The organism is Pantoea sp. S61 (assembly GCF_016625145.1).
Taxonomy (GTDB): domain Bacteria; phylum Pseudomonadota; class Gammaproteobacteria; order Enterobacterales; family Enterobacteriaceae; genus Pantoea; species Pantoea rwandensis_B.
Genome location: NZ_JACVUO010000021.1, coordinates 30141 through 44995 on the forward strand (window position 1 = coordinate 30141; position 14855 = coordinate 44995).

Annotated in this window: 14 protein-coding genes, 1 pseudogene and 1 riboswitch; of the genes and pseudogenes, 11 read left to right on the forward strand and 4 right to left on the reverse strand. The window is 56.0% G+C overall.

Annotated features, from left to right (window positions below):
* Positions 1 to 431: 431 nt before the first annotated feature.
* Positions 432 to 2453 (forward strand): excinuclease ABC subunit UvrB, encoded by a 2022-nt coding sequence (uvrB, locus tag IAE30_RS25725; RefSeq protein WP_038648108.1) that lies wholly within the window; start codon positions 432 to 434, stop codon positions 2451 to 2453.
* Between the two features lie 142 nt (positions 2454 to 2595).
* Here uvrB and yvcK read toward each other — a convergent pair.
* Positions 2596 to 3495 (reverse strand): annotated as a pseudogene (gene yvcK / locus IAE30_RS25730) (uridine diphosphate-N-acetylglucosamine-binding protein YvcK).
* 194 nt (positions 3496 to 3689) lie between these two features.
* Positions 3690 to 3824, forward strand: a riboswitch (molybdenum cofactor riboswitch).
* Between yvcK and moaA the strand changes: the two are divergent.
* The 7 genes from moaA to IAE30_RS25765 all read left to right on the forward strand — a co-directional run bounded on the left by moaA (position 3813) and on the right by IAE30_RS25765 (position 8455).
* Entirely contained in the window at positions 3813 to 4799 is a 987-nt protein-coding gene (moaA, locus tag IAE30_RS25735) for a GTP 3',8-cyclase MoaA (protein ID WP_038650214.1), read from the forward strand. (Overlaps the previous riboswitch by 12 nt.)
* 17 nt (positions 4800 to 4816) lie before the next feature.
* Positions 4817 to 5332, forward strand: a complete 516-nt coding sequence (gene moaB / locus IAE30_RS25740; protein WP_038648106.1) for a molybdenum cofactor biosynthesis protein B — start codon at positions 4817 to 4819, stop codon at positions 5330 to 5332.
* 2 nt (positions 5333 to 5334) lie between these two features.
* On the forward strand, positions 5335 to 5820 hold the full coding sequence (gene moaC / locus IAE30_RS25745; protein WP_038648103.1) for a cyclic pyranopterin monophosphate synthase MoaC: 486 nt from the start codon (positions 5335 to 5337) through the stop codon (positions 5818 to 5820).
* Entirely contained in the window at positions 5813 to 6058 is a 246-nt protein-coding gene (gene moaD, locus IAE30_RS25750; protein WP_038648100.1) for a molybdopterin synthase sulfur carrier subunit, read from the forward strand. The genes moaC and moaD overlap by 8 nt, the downstream gene beginning before the upstream one ends.
* Positions 6059 to 6060: 2 nt before the next feature.
* A complete protein-coding gene (moaE, locus tag IAE30_RS25755) occupies positions 6061 to 6513 on the forward strand; it encodes a molybdopterin synthase catalytic subunit MoaE (RefSeq protein ID WP_038648098.1) in 453 nt (150 codons plus the stop codon).
* 82 nt (positions 6514 to 6595) lie between these two features.
* Positions 6596 to 7690 (forward strand): DUF1615 domain-containing protein, encoded by a 1095-nt coding sequence (locus IAE30_RS25760; protein ID WP_038648095.1) that lies wholly within the window; start codon positions 6596 to 6598, stop codon positions 7688 to 7690.
* Positions 7691 to 7747: 57 nt separating this feature from the next.
* Positions 7748 to 8455 carry a Bax inhibitor-1/YccA family protein gene (locus IAE30_RS25765; RefSeq protein ID WP_038648093.1) on the forward strand — a complete coding sequence of 236 codons (708 nt, stop codon included), beginning with the start codon at positions 7748 to 7750 and terminating at the stop codon, positions 8453 to 8455.
* 180 nt (positions 8456 to 8635) lie between these two features.
* On the opposite strand, the gene IAE30_RS25770 is transcribed toward IAE30_RS25765, so the two are convergent.
* Genes IAE30_RS25770 through IAE30_RS25780 form a run of 3 tightly spaced genes read right to left on the reverse strand, consistent with a single transcriptional unit; the run spans position 8636 to position 11612 of the window.
* The gene (locus IAE30_RS25770) at positions 8636 to 9610 is read right to left on the reverse strand and encodes a lysylphosphatidylglycerol synthase domain-containing protein (RefSeq protein ID WP_200538930.1); all 975 of its coding nucleotides are present in this window, start codon (positions 9608 to 9610) and stop codon (positions 8636 to 8638) included.
* Positions 9610 to 10854: a cardiolipin synthase ClsB gene (gene clsB, locus IAE30_RS25775; protein WP_200681253.1), complete on the reverse strand. Its 1245-nt coding sequence runs from the start codon at positions 10852 to 10854 to the stop codon at positions 9610 to 9612. Before clsB ends, IAE30_RS25770 begins: the two co-directional genes overlap by 1 nt.
* Positions 10851 to 11612 (reverse strand): endonuclease/exonuclease/phosphatase family protein, encoded by a 762-nt coding sequence (locus IAE30_RS25780; RefSeq protein ID WP_200538933.1) that lies wholly within the window; start codon positions 11610 to 11612, stop codon positions 10851 to 10853. The genes clsB and IAE30_RS25780 overlap by 4 nt, the downstream gene beginning before the upstream one ends.
* A gap of 176 nt (positions 11613 to 11788) precedes the next feature.
* Between IAE30_RS25780 and IAE30_RS25785 the strand changes: the two genes are divergently transcribed.
* The 3 genes from IAE30_RS25785 to dusC all read left to right on the forward strand — a co-directional run bounded on the left by IAE30_RS25785 (position 11789) and on the right by dusC (position 14850).
* Entirely contained in the window at positions 11789 to 12181 is a 393-nt protein-coding gene (locus tag IAE30_RS25785; protein ID WP_200681254.1) for a YbhQ family protein, read from the forward strand.
* Positions 12182 to 12482: 301 nt separating this feature from the next.
* Positions 12483 to 13889 carry an ATP-dependent RNA helicase RhlE gene (rhlE, locus tag IAE30_RS25790; protein ID WP_045816461.1) on the forward strand — a complete coding sequence of 469 codons (1407 nt, stop codon included), beginning with the start codon at positions 12483 to 12485 and terminating at the stop codon, positions 13887 to 13889.
* Between the two features lie 4 nt (positions 13890 to 13893).
* Positions 13894 to 14850, forward strand: a complete 957-nt coding sequence (gene dusC / locus IAE30_RS25795; protein WP_200538935.1) for a tRNA dihydrouridine(16) synthase DusC — start codon at positions 13894 to 13896, stop codon at positions 14848 to 14850.
* Positions 14851 to 14855: the final 5 nt, after the last annotated feature.

Consider the following 14855-nt stretch of genomic DNA (forward strand, 5'->3'; position numbering starts at 1 on the left):
GGCTCGGGGCTGGATTCAGTTATCCACTATTCCTGTGGATAACCTTGTGCATTAGCGACTGAAAACCGTGTGGAAGCGAGGAAATACGCGGCCTGCATACATTATGCTGCGAAACTGGACTTTGAAGTCATTATCAATAAAATCAGCAGGTTAATTAAAAGCAAGCCTGAGATTTTTCTGCCTTGTCATCGGACTGCAATTTAATGACGCTCTCTTGACAAATGTTAAAAGCGTCACGGCTCTGGGGATAACCTTGCGCAACAAGCTTTTGCCTTTTGCCGCTTAAATTGCACTGAAGCGAAACAGGTGCTTTCCCCGTTATCGTGCAAGATATCTGTAAATATATCCAGTATTTTTTTCTGGCAAATTCGTCATAGCAGAGTAGAATTATCAGCCTGCTCGCTGACATCTTCTGCAGGAACCGCAAAACCATGAGTAAAGCCTTCAAACTCAACTCTGAATTCAAACCTTCAGGCGATCAGCCTGAGGCCATTCGTCGTCTTGAAGAGGGGCTGGAGGATGGTCTCGCACACCAAACCCTGTTGGGGGTAACTGGATCGGGTAAAACCTTTACCATCGCCAACGTGATTGCCGATCTCAATCGCCCGACGATGGTGATGGCACCGAACAAAACGCTGGCGGCGCAGTTGTACGGTGAGATGAAAGAGTTCTTCCCGGATAACGCCGTGGAGTTTTTCGTCTCGTACTACGATTACTACCAGCCTGAAGCCTATGTGCCGAGTTCCGACACTTTTATTGAGAAGGATGCGGCCGTGAACGAACACATTGAGCAGATGCGTCTCTCGGCCACCAAAGCGATGCTGGAGCGCCGCGATGTGATTGTGGTGGCCTCGGTCTCGGCGATTTACGGCCTGGGTGATCCCGATCTCTATCTGAAAATGATGCTGCACTTAACGCGTGGCATGATTATCGACCAGCGCAGCATTCTGCGTCGTCTGGCGGAGCTGCAATATACCCGCAACGACCAGGTGTTCCAGCGTGGCACCTTCCGCGTGCGTGGCGAAGTGATCGACATCTTCCCGGCTGAATCCGACGACATCGGCTTGCGTGTCGAGCTGTTTGACGAAGAAGTTGAGCGCTTGTCGCTGTTCGATCCGCTGACCGGCCAGATTGAGTCCGTGATTCCGCGTTTCACTATCTATCCGAAAACGCACTACGTGACGCCGCGCGAGCGTATTCTGCAGGCGATGGAAGAGATCAAAGTTGAGCTGGTGGATCGCCGTAAGGTGCTGCTGGAAAACAACAAACTGCTGGAAGAGCAGCGCATCAGCCAGCGTACCCAGTTCGATCTCGAAATGATGAACGAACTCGGCTACTGCTCCGGCATTGAAAACTACTCGCGCTATCTCTCGGGTCGCGGTCCGGGCGAGCCACCGCCGACCTTATTTGACTATCTGCCCGCCGATGGTTTGCTGGTGGTGGACGAATCGCACGTTACCATTCCCCAGATTGGCGGCATGTATCGTGGCGACCGCGCACGTAAAGAGACGCTGGTAGAATATGGGTTCCGCTTGCCTTCGGCGCTGGATAACCGTCCGATGCGCTTTGAAGAGTTTGAAGCGCTGGCACCGCAAACCATTTATGTCTCGGCCACGCCGGGTAAATATGAGCTGGAAAAATCCGGTGACGAAGTGATTGATCAGGTGGTACGTCCCACCGGGCTACTGGATCCGATTCTGGAAGTGCGACCGGTCGCCACTCAGGTGGATGACTTACTGTCAGAAATTCGCAAACGCGTGGCGATCAATGAACGTGTGCTGGTCACCACGCTGACCAAACGCATGGCGGAAGATCTTACCGAATATCTGGTGGAGCACGGCGAGAAGGTGCGCTATCTGCACTCCGATATCGATACGGTTGAACGTATGGAGATCATTCGTGATTTGCGTCTCGGTGAGTTCGATGTGCTGGTGGGCATCAACTTACTGCGCGAAGGTCTCGACATGCCGGAAGTGTCGCTGGTGGCGATCCTCGATGCGGATAAAGAGGGCTTCCTGCGTTCCGAACGTTCACTGATCCAGACTATTGGCCGTGCGGCGCGTAACATCAACGGTAAGGCGATTCTGTACGCTGATAAGATCACCCCTTCGATGGAACGCGCGATGGGCGAAACCGAACGTCGTCGAGAGAAGCAGCAGCGTTACAACGAAGAGAATGGCATTGTGCCGCAGGGCCTCAACAAGAAAATCACCGATATTCTTGAGCTGGGCAAAAACGTGGTGAAAACACGCGGCAAGGGCAAAACTGCCTCACGTGTGGCGGCAGAAGAAGAGGCCAACTATCTGGCGCTGACGCCACAAGCCATGCAGAAGAAAATTCACGAGCTGGAAGTGCAGATGCAGCAGCACGCGCAGAATCTGGAGTTCGAAGAGGCTGCCAGCGTGCGCGACCAGTTGCACCAGTTGCGCGAGTTGTTTATCGCCGCTTCTTAATATAAGCGTGAGGGTTTGGGTCGCCATCACATGGCGGCCCAACGAAAGCTTCCGTTATGTCCTGTGAATAGCGCTCCTACGCTGGCAGCGTGCTATCTCTGTCTTCGTAGGGAGCGCCATCACGCACACGGCTTTCGCAGGGTCAGACCGCCTGAATCGCATGTTCTAATGCAATTCGCAGCAGCTGGCGGTCATGGCGATACTTGATATCGGCGGCCTCCAGCGGTTCGCGTACAATCAGGCGATCTTCCACACCGCTGACGTCCGCTGACGGGCTGACCACCACGGCATCAATCACTCGCCTGCCGATGGCTTTTTCCATCATCGCCAGTTTATCCGCCACCGTCAGGCTGGCGGCCGGGCTTAACTCGCGTCCAAGATTGCCAATAAACACCATGGTGGCTGGGGTGCGGCGCAGCGCGCGTGCCATCTCCTCCATCAGCAGAATGGGCATCAGGCTGGTGTAAAAGCTGCCTGGGCCAATCAGGATCAAATCCGCTTCCGCAATCGCATCCAGTGCTTCTTTAGTGGGAGTGACATTGGGATGCAGCATCAACTCTTGCGGCGGCAGCTTCATCTCATCAATCGCCGTTTCGCCATACACCATATTGCCTTCGCAATCCTGCGCCACCAGGTCTACCGGTTGCTCCGACATCGGAATCAAGAAGGCATCGACTTTGAGCAGATTGCGGATGATGTTGATGGCTTCCAGCGGCCGCACGCTAAGGTGATCAAGCGCCTTCAGCATCAGGTTACCGAGGTTATGGCCGGCCAGTTCACCGTTACCGGCAAAGCGGTATTCAAACATTGCCGACGCCACACTCGGTTCCATGATCAACTGGTTCAGGCAATTACGCATATCTCCCCAGGCAATACCGCCTTCCTAACGACGAATGCGTCCGGTGGATCCGCCGTTATCGGTGGTGGTCACGATGCCGGTCAGGCGTGAGCCCAGCGGTGCCAGCGCCGACATCACACGACCCAGGCCGTGCCCGCCGCCCAGTGCTACCACGCGATCCAAATCTGCCAGGGTACGATTCATGCTGTTCCTTTTAACTGACAACTGCAGGTTGTCGTGCAGTTGAAGTGATGTGTATCAATATCTGTCGCGCATTTTACCGTATCCTGCGGCGAAAATGCGGTGAAAAAACGTTATGTATCAATATATATAGCGAAATTCACTGATGGATGCGAGGGAGAAATCGCGCTACCATTCGAATTAACCGTGTTGTCCACAATGACAACAGACTCCCAAGCCTGGCATGCCTAAGTCATAACGATATGGATGCCTGGCCGCAGCATCGCTGCCAGGGTGCAGAAAGAAATGACTGCATCTCCCGTATTTGGAAAGGTGTTCAGGTGCCACAATTTACAGATGCCTATGCGCGCAGCTTCTACTATCTGCGCCTGTCGGTCACGGATGTGTGTAACTTCCGTTGTACCTACTGTTTACCCGATGGTTATAAACCGAACGGTAATCACAACAAAAGTTTCCTCTCGCTGGACGAGATTCGCCGCGTGACGCGTGCCTTTGCGGCCGCGGGCACGGAAAAAGTGCGTCTCACCGGCGGCGAACCCTCTATGCGTCGTGACTTCACCGATATCATCGCTGCGGTGCGCGAAAACGATGCCATTCGCCAGATCGCCATGACCACCAACGGCTACCGAATGGCGCGAGACGTGCGCGCGTGGCGTGATGCCGGGCTCACCCACATTAACGTCAGTGTCGATAGCCTTGATGCGCGCCAGTTTCACGCCATCACCGGCCAGGACAAATTCGCGGAAGTGATGGCCGGAATTGATGCCGCGTTTGACGCCGGGTTCGAGAAGGTCAAAGTCAACAGCGTGCTGATGCGCGATCTCAACAGCCACAGTCTGGCGACCTTCCTCGACTGGATCCGCACCCGTCCGATTCAGCTGCGCTTTATCGAACTGATGGAAACCGGCGAGGGCGGTGATCTGTTCCGGCGTCATCACATCTCGGGTGAGGTGATTCGCGATCAGCTGATCATGCAGGGTTGGCAACGCCAGTCGCGCGGTCGCAGTGACGGTCCTGCGCAGGTATTCCGCCATCCTGACTATCAGGGTGAAGTCGGTCTGATCATGCCTTACGAAAAAGATTTCTGCGCCAGTTGCAACCGTCTGCGCGTGTCAGCCATGGGTAATCTTCATCTGTGCCTGTTTGGCGACGGCGGTGTTCCGCTGCGCGATTTACTGGCATCCGATGCCCAGCAGAGTGAGTTACAGGCGCGTATTGCCCACAGTCTCGGACAGAAAAAGCAGACGCACTTCCTGCATCAGGGCAATACCGGCATCACACAAAACCTCTCCTTCATTGGCGGCTAAACACAGGAGTTACAGCCATGGGTAAACCTACCGGCGAGTTTGTCGCCTTGAATGTGGCGGTGATGACCGTCTCGGACAGCCGTGATACCAGCAATGATAGCTCGGGCGACTACTTGCGCGAGGCACTGACAGAAGCCGGGCATCAGGTGGTGGATCGCGCGATCGTGCCTGATAACCGTTACCGCATTCGCGCCACGGTGTCGCGCTGGATTGCCAGCGATGATGTACAGGTGGTGATCGTCAACGGCGGAACCGGCTTTAACAGCAAAAACAGTACGCCGGAAGCGCTGCTGCCGCTGTTTGATCGGGAAATTGACGGTTTTGGCGAACTGTTCCGCATGATCTCATACGAAGAGATTGGCAGTTCCACGCTGCAATCACGCGCGGTGGCCGGGCTGGCGAATCAGACGCTGATTTTTGCCGTGCCGGGATCGACCAACGCCTGCCGCAGCGGTTGGGAACGCATCATTGAAGAACAGCTGGATGCACGCACGCGCCCTTGTAATTTTGTCTCTCATTTGAAGAAGTTGTAAGCATGTCATCATTAACTCATATCAATGCCGCTGGCGAAGCCCACATGGTGGATGTCTCCGGTAAAAACGAAACAGTGCGTGAAGCCCAGGCCGAAGCGCTGGTGCTGATGAGCGCGGAAACGCTGCAGATGATCATCGACGGCAGCCATCATAAAGGCGATGTGTTCGCCACGGCACGCATCGCCGGGATCCAGGCCGCGAAACGCACCTGGGAGTTGATCCCGCTGTGCCATCCGCTGATGTTGAGCAAGGTGGAAGTGACGCTGGTGGCCGAGCCTGAGCACAACCGCGTGCGCGTGACCTCGCGTTGCCGTCTGACCGGAAAAACCGGCGTGGAAATGGAAGCGCTGACCGCCGCATCGGTGGCTGCGCTGACCATTTACGACATGTGCAAAGCGGTGCAGAAAGATATCGTGATCGATCAGTTGCGTTTGCTCAGCAAAAGCGGCGGCAAATCCGGCGATTTTCAGGCGGTGGCACATGATTAAGGTGCTGTTTTTCGCTCAGGTCCGTGAATTGACCGGCACCAGCACGCTGGAGCTGGCACCGGAGTATCAGGATGTCGCCACGCTGCGAGCCGCGCTGGCCAGCAAGAACGATCGCTGGGCGCTGGCGCTCGAATCCGGCAAGTTGCTGGCAGCGGTCAATCAGACGCTGGTGCCGATGACTCATCCTCTGCGTGCGGGTGATGAAGTGGCATTCTTCCCGCCGGTCACCGGAGGATGAGCATGGTCACACGTATTCGCGTTGGCGTTGAGCCTTTTGATGTCGGCGAGGAGTATCGCCAACTCGCCGCGCATGACAGTGATGGCGCGGTGGTCACCTTTACCGGCAAAGTGCGCAATCACAATCTCGGTGACAGCGTGGCCGCTTTAACCCTGGAACACTATCCGGGTATGACGGAAAAAGCGCTGGCAGAAATTGTCGAAGAGGCGCGTCAGCGCTGGGCGTTGCAGCAGGTGACGGTGATTCATCGCGTGGGCGAACTGTTCCCCGGCGATGAAATTGTGTTTGTGGGAGTGAGCAGCGCCCATCGCAGTAGCGCGTTTGCCGCCACCGAATTCATCATGGACTACCTGAAAACCCGCGCGCCGTTCTGGAAGCGTGAAGCCACTGAACAGGGCGAACGCTGGGTCGATGCGCGCGACAGTGACCATCAGGCCGCCGATCGCTGGAAGTAGCGCATAAAACCGACCTGCTCTGATAGCCGTAGCGAGTTGAAAACGTTAAGGTACGGGTTTTGCTGGCCTGTCAGGGAACAAGATGAATACCACTAAATTGCTCAAAGGCGCGGCGCTGCTCACCGCGCTGGTACTGGCCGGATGTAGTACCAAAAAAGAACCGCAGGCCCCCGCGCGTCAACCCGCCGACGTCAAATCGCAAATTCAGAAGTTACTGCCGAACGATGTCAGCCAAAAAAGCGCCTGGGCGGACGACATCTACACGGCATTTCGCGTCCAGCAGATCGATCCCAGCGCCAGTAACGTCTGCGCGGTGATCGCCGTCACCGATCAGGAGTCCAATTTCAGTGCTGATGCGCCGGTGCCAGGTTTACCCAAAATCGCCTGGGGTGAAATTGACCGCCGCGCCGCCAAAGTTCATGTCCCCGCGTTCTTAGTGCGCACCGCCTTACTGATTAAATCGCCCACCGGGGAAAGCTACGCCGCGCGACTGGATAAGGTGCGCAGTGAGAAAGAGCTGAGCGCAATTTTCGATGATTTTATCGACATGGTGCCGATGGGGCAGAAGTTGTTTGGCAATCTCAATCCGATTCACACCGGCGGCCCGATGCAGGTCAGCATTGAATTTGCTGAAGCGCATGCCAAAGGCTATCCGTACGCGATTGACGGCTCGATTCGTCGTGAGGTGTTTACCCGCCGAGGCGGCATCTACTTTGGCACGCTGCATCTGCTCGGCTATCCGGCGGATTACAGCCAGATGCTGTACCGTTTTGCCGATTTCAATGCCGGTTGGTACGCCAGCCGCAACGCCGCTTTCCAGGCAGCCGTGGCGCGCGCCAGCGGCATCAAACTGGCGCTGGATGGCGATCTGATTATGTACGGCAGCGAGCAAGCGGGTTCCACCGAATTAGCGGTACGCACGCTGAGCAAGCAACTGGATATGAGCAATCGGGAAATCCGTCGCGACCTGGAGAAGGGCGATACGGAAAGCTTCAGCAACAGCACGCTCTGGAAGCAGACGTTTATTCTGGCGGATAAAATGGCCGGTAAACGTCTGCCGCGTGAAATGCTGCCGGGCATTAAACTGGAAAGCCCCAAGATTACCCGCAACCTGACTACCGCCTGGTTTGCCCAGCGCGTAAATGGCCGATATCAGCAGTGCTTGACGCGCCGTTGACGCAATGCGGTGTAGACTCCACACTTAGAGCGTTTGTCTAACTTAAAGAGGTGCATCATGGACCGATATCCACGTAATAATTCTATCGTGCAGCAGGCGTCCACCGGGCTGCAGGCGTATATGGCGCAGGTTTATGGCTGGATGACTTGCGGCTTGCTGCTAACCGCCTTTGTCTCCTGGTTTGCAGCGCGCACGCCGGCGGTGATGGAGCTGGTGTTTGCCAATCGCATCACCTTCTTCGGGCTGATCATTGTGCAGCTGGCGGTGGTCTTTGTGCTGTCGGGCATGGTGCATCGCCTGAGCAGTACCTTAGCCACCGGGTTGTTTATGCTCTATTCGGCGCTGACGGGTCTGACGCTGGCCAGTATTTTCCTCGTCTACACCTACTCCTCGATTGCCAGCACCTTCTTCGTGACGGCAGGGATGTTCGGTGCCATGAGTTTCTACGGTTACACCACCAAGCGTGATCTTAGCCGCTTTGGCAGCCTGCTGTTTATGGCGCTGATTGGTATCGTGCTGGCGTCACTGGTTAACTTCTGGCTGAAAAGCCCGGCGCTGATGTGGGCGATCACCTATATCGGCGTGGTGGTGTTTGTCGGTCTGACCGCTTATGACACCCAGAAGCTGAAATCGATTGGCGAGACCATTGACGTCAATGACAAAGAGAACCTGCGTCGTTACTCAATCATGGGTGCATTGACGCTGTATCTCGACTTCATCAACCTGTTCCTAATGCTGCTGCGTATTTTCGGCAACCGCCGTTAACTCCCGCTCACCGCTTCTGGCCTGTGTGATTGCGCCTCCTACAACCTCCAAACAGGATGCGTGTAGGGGGCGCCATTGATTTTGGCCCGCGCGCATCAATGTCGACCGTATCCATCTGCACCGCATTTTTTAGAGGGCGCCATTGATGGTGCCCTCTGCGTGTTAGTACCTTCTCTTCGGTTATCCCGCGTCTGATTTCGCCATCTTGCGCTCATTCTTCTGCCGCAGATGTTTTGCACGGCTCTCCAGCACCAGATACAACACCAGCGCCAGCAGCAGCGGCAAAATAAAGTACAGCACGCGATAAGCCAGCAGGGCGGCAATAATGGTTCCGTGCGAAACATGCTCGCCAGCCAGTAGCGCCAGAAACACCGCTTCCAGCACCCCGATGCCCGCAGGAATATGAATGATCACCCCAGCGATACTGCTGATCAGTAACACCCCCAGCACTTGCGGGTAATCCACCTGTCGCGCCAGCAGCAGCCAGATAATGGTGCCCATCACCAGCCAGTTTGCACTGGAGACGGCAAACTGAATCAGCGCCATACGTAGCGACGGCAGCTGTAAATGTTGCCCCTTGACTGTCCAGCGGCGTTTTTTCGCAAAAGCACAGGCCCACAAATAAATCGCGACCAGCGCTAATAACACGGCACCTATAATGCGCAGAGTGCTTTCGCCGATAAACCAGCGCGGCGGAATCGGTACCATGCCCGCGACAAACACCACGCCCGCCAGCAGGAGATAGCCAAGCCAGTTAGTGGCGATACTCATGGAAAAGATGCGCGTTATAGTGCCGCCGGGCAGGCCGAGACGGGAATAGAGACGATAACGCATTGCCACGCCGCCCACCCAGGTACTGAGCGTCAGGTTGAAGGCGTAACAAATAAACGACACCAGCATCACCTGACGCTTGGCCAGTTTGTGTCCGCAGTAGGCGCGGCCGATCAAGTCATACACGCCATAGGTGAGATAGCTGACCACCACCAGCGCCGCCGCGCCCAGCACCACATAGCGGTTGTAGCCTACGATCACCTGATAAACGTCCTGCCAGTTCACTTTGCGCGCATAGATCACCAGCAGCACGATTACCGCAATAAAAAACAGCCAGGTAAGGATTTTCTTTGCCCATTGCCAGCGCGAATGTTTTTTGCTCATCAGGGTTTCGCTCCTTCGTTGCCGGTTTCGACCCGATCCTGGGTTTCCATTTCTGGTTGAACCGGCGGATTAACCTGCGCCAGCGAAGGCGTGTGCGCGGGCAACCAACCGGCAATGGCCGGGAAGTGACGCAGGAAATGGAACACAATCACGCTTTTGGTGAGGTGCCACCAGGTGCGCGGCGGCAGTTTGTCATCCTGCACACGCACACAATCGTGCTGAAGCAAGGCTTCCAGATTGTCACGCAGCGTCTGATTGAAAGTGCGATCGTGCACGATGAGATTGGCTTCCAGATTGAGCGATAAACTCAGGGGATCGAGATTGCTGGAGCCTACCGTGGCCCAGTGCTGATCCTGCACCGCAATTTTGCCGTGCAACGGGCGGCGGCAATATTCGTAGACTTCAACCCCGGCATCCACCAGATAGTTGTAAAGCAATTCGGCGCCCACTTTGACAATGGGCATATCCGGTTCGCCCTGCACGATCAGCCGCACGCGCACACCTCTTTGTGCTGCACTGCGCATTTCACGTAACAGTCGATAGCCGGGGAAGAAATAGGCATTGGCGATGATCACATCCTGCTTTGCCTTGCGCAGCATATCGAGATAGTGCTGTTCAATGTCGTCGCGATGGTCATCGTTATCGCGATAGACAAACAGCACTTGCGCATCGCCGGGCATGGCGTTGACCGCCAGTCGCTGCGAACGTCCTCCCCACCAGCGCCGTGTGGTCTGTTTGCTGCCGATGGCCTGCTGCACATAGCGAGCAATATCCAGCACCACCGGTCCCTTAACTTCAACCGCATAATCCTGCTTTGCCTCCGGGCCGTAATCGTTGTTGTGCTCAGCGGAGAAGTTGATGCCGCCAACAAAGGCGAGGGCATCATCCACCACCACAATTTTACGGTGCAGGCGGCGGAAAACATTGGTGCGCATGCCCATCACCAGCGGGCGCGGATCGTAATAGAGAAAACGCACGCCGGCTTCGGTTAGCGTGTTCACAAACGCGTCGGAGAGATCGTGTGAGCCATAGCCATCCACCATCACTTCGACCTTCACACCCCGCTGCGCTGCCGCAAGCAGATCGCTATGCAGCGCATTGCCGACGTCGTCTTCAAACAGAATAAACGTCTCCAGCAACAGCGAGCGCTCGGCACGTTGAATCGCGGCTGAAACGCAGGGAAAGAATTGATCGCCGTTCTCCAGCAACCGTAATTGATTGCCTTCACGCCAGCTGAAATTCATAGAAAAATCTCCACGGCCAAAGGAGCATGATCGGAAAGGTGTGACCAGGGTTTCACTGGCAGCGCCCAGGGCTGACTGACGGTGGCGTTGCGGATATAAATGCGATCAAGCCGCAACAGCGGAAAACGTGCCGGGAAGGTGCGTGCCGGGCGGCCATTTTTCATGCTGAACACTTCCTGCAATCCCGCGCTGCGCTTCAGGAAGCGGTTGGCACGCACCTGCCAGTCGTTGAAATCCCCGGCTACCACCAGCGGCGCATCATGTGGCAGGGCGTTGATGCGATCACTCATCATCTTCATCTGCGCCTGGCGATGCTGCGCTTTTAGCCCTAAATGTACACAGATGACATGCAGCGGTTCGGGACGATCCGGCAGGCGAATCTGACAGTGCAACATGCCGCGCTTTTCGCTTCCCGCCACAGAAATATCGAGATTTTCATATTCAACAATAGGGAAACGTGACAATATCGCGTTCCCGTGATGTCCCTCGGGATAAACTGCGTTACGGCCATAGGCAAAATCATGCCACATGGTATCGGCCAGATACTCGTAATGAGAGTTTTCCGGCCAGTTCTCAATGTGCAGCGAATGGATAGCGTGGGTGCCCATCACCTCTTGCAGGAAGACAATATCCGCCGAGGTGGCGCGGACAGCGTCGCGCAATTCCGGCAGGATAAAGCGGCGGTTAAAGCTGGTGAACCCCTTGTGGGTATTGATCGTCAGGACTTTAAATGAAAATCCTTGCGTGTTTTGTGGCATACTTCGACGCGCTCCTTTTCATCATCAACAGCACAAAGTGTAGTCTTTGTCACAAATGGGTGGTGAAGGGCGCAGAAAATTAGGGCGTTATCCGAAATTTGCTTTACATTGAGGAAATCCGTCTGGCCGCAGCCAGATACACTTGGGCGACCTGTTGGGTCTGCCAGGAGAAGAGAATGAAATGGTCTAATCGTGTTCAGATCGTTACCGGTCAAACCTGTTTGCACATTGCCATGCACCTGCTGGTGATTGCCGCGCTGGTTTGGGGCTGGAAGCACAAGGCGCTGGTTGAAGTGAGCAGTACCCTGGTAGCAGCTTATGCAGTGGTGTTTATCGCCATGATGGCTCTGCAGCGTAGTGCCCGTTTACGTCGCATGGGTGACGCGCTGGAAGAAGTCACGACAACGTATTACTTCGGCGCAGCGATGTTGACGCTGTTCCTGATCTCTCGCTTCATCCATAACAACCTGTTGATCGGTTGCCTGGGCGTGGTGATGTTGGTCGGGCCGGCACTGGTGTCACTGCTGGCGAAAGAACCCGCGCATCGCGTGGAGAAAAAACGCAGCTAAGCTCAAGCTCGGTGGCGAACAGAAAGGAGCCGAATGCGGCTCCTTTTTTGTTATGCGCCGCGCGATAACGGGCGCGGTAAGCATCGGCACCACGCTTGCCACGTCAGTAAGATTACCCACATCATGTTACAGTGCCGTGACTATTGTCAGTCGCGGTGGCAGCGGAAACCTGCTAAACTCCCGCCCTTACGCATGGTAGTTTGTGCCCTTTTCACACGTGAGCCCACCAGGCTTGCGTCATATACCCCCTGAAAACTACATCGCTGACGGCGAACAGGGCGGTTCGGAGTAATACACCTGCATGTCATTTGACTCTCTCGGCTTAAGTGCCGATATTTTGCGTGCGGTAGCGGAACAAGGCTACCAGGAACCAACGCCGATTCAGCGTCAGGCCATTCCCGTAGTGCTGGCGGGCCGTGACCTGCTGGCGAGCGCCCAAACCGGTACCGGTAAAACCGCCGGTTTTACGCTGCCACTGTTGCAGCGTCTCACTGCGAATCCTTCTAACGCGCGCGGCCGTCGTCCGGTACGTGCGTTGATCCTCACCCCAACCCGTGAACTGGCGGCGCAGGTGGGCGAGAACGTCCGTGAGTACAGTCAGTATCTCAATATCCGTTCACTGGTGGTCTTCGGTGGCGTGAGCATCAACCCGCAGATGATGAAACTGCGCGGGGGTGTGGATGTGCTGGTGGCGACCCCTGGCCGTCTGCTGGATCTGGCGCATCAAAATGCGGTTGATCTGTCACAGGTCGAAATTCTGGTACTGGATGAAGCGGATCGCATGCTCGATATGGGCTTCATCCACGACATCCGCCGTGTGCTGGCGCGTCTGCCGGCGAAACGTCAGAACCTGCTGTTTTCTGCCACCTTCTCGGATGAGATCAAAACCCTGGCGGAAAAACTGCTGACCAACCCGGAACAGGTTGAAGTGGCGCGTCGTAACACCGCCTCTGAGCAAGTTTCACAACAGGTGCACTTCGTTGATAAGAAGCGTAAGCGGGAACTGCTGTCGCTGATGATTGGTCGCGATAACTGGCAGCAAGTGCTGGTGTTCACTCGTACCAAACACGGCGCTAACCACTTGGCTGAACAGCTGAACAAAGATGGCATCACCGCAGCGGCGATCCACGGCAATAAAAGCCAGGGCGCGCGTACTCGTGCGTTAGCTGACTTTAAATCCGGTGGCATTCGTGTGCTGGTGGCGACGGATATCGCCGCGCGTGGTCTGGATATCGAAGAACTGCCACACGTCGTGAACTACGAGTTGCCAAACGTGGCGGAAGATTATGTGCACCGTATTGGTCGTACCGGTCGTGCTGCGGCAACCGGTGCCGCGCTGTCACTGGTGTGTGTCGACGAACACAAACTGCTGCGTGACATTGAGCGTTTGCTGAAGCGTGAGATCCCGCGCATTGAACTGGAAGGTTTTGAAGTAGACCCGAGCATTAAAGCGGAACCGATTCAGAATGGTCGCCAGCAGCAGGGTCGCGGCCAGGGCCGTGGTCAGGGTGGTCAGGGTCGTGGACAAGGCGGTAATGTCTCTCGCCCGCACAGTGGCAACGGTCAGCGTCCACAGGGTGGCAATGGCGCACGTCCACAAGGCGAAGCGCGCCCGGCACGTCGCCAGGGCAGCAGTGCCGGTCAAAATGCGCCAGCCGCCAACAGCGGTCGTCGTCGTCCGGCAGCGAAAAAGAGCGGGAACATCTAACGCCATGAGGGTACTACTGGCACCGATGGAGGGCGTACTGGATTCGCTGGTACGCGAACTGCTCTCCGGGGTAAATGATTATGATCTGTGCGTCACTGAGTTTTTACGCGTGGTCGATCAACTGCTGCCAGTAAAATCCTTCTACCGTTTGTGTCCCGAGCTGCACAACAGCAGCCGAACGGCTTCCGGTACGCGCGTGCGTATGCAGCTCCTCGGGCAATACCCTGAGTGGCTGGCAGAAAACGCCGCGCGTGCGGTGGAGCTTGGATCCTGGGGCGTCGATCTCAACTGCGGCTGTCCATCAAAGCTTGTGAACGGCAGTGGCGGCGGCGCCACCTTACTCAAAGATCCTGAGCTAATTTATCGCGGCGCGAAAGCGATGCGTGAAGCCGTACCCGATCACCTTCCCGTCACGGTGAAAGTGCGTCTGGGATGGGATTCGGGCGAGCGCCGCTTTGAAATTGCCGACGCGGTGCAGCAGGCCGGCGCCAGCGAACTGGTGGTGCACGGTCGCACCAAAGAAGATGGCTATCGCGCTGAAAGCATTAACTGGCAGGCGATTGGCGAAATTCGCCAGCGTCTGTCGATTCCGGTGATCGCCAACGGTGAGATCTGGAGCTGGCAGGATGCGCAAGACTGTCTGCGCATCACCGGTTGCGATGCGGTGATGCTGGGCCGCGGTGCGCTCAACATCCCGAATCTCGGTCGTGTGGTGAAATATAACGAAGCACCGATGCCGTGGCCTGAAGTGGTCGAACTGCTGCTCAAATACACGCAGTTAGAGAAGCAGGGCGATACCGGCATGTATCACGTCGCCCGCATCAAACAGTGGCTTGGCTATTTGCGTAAAGCCTATAACGAAGCCGATGGGCTGTTCAGTGAAATCCGCACCCTGCGCGTATCGGCAGAGATCGCCACGGCAATTGAGCGCCACGCGCTTCAGTTAACCGCACCGGTTTAACCCTT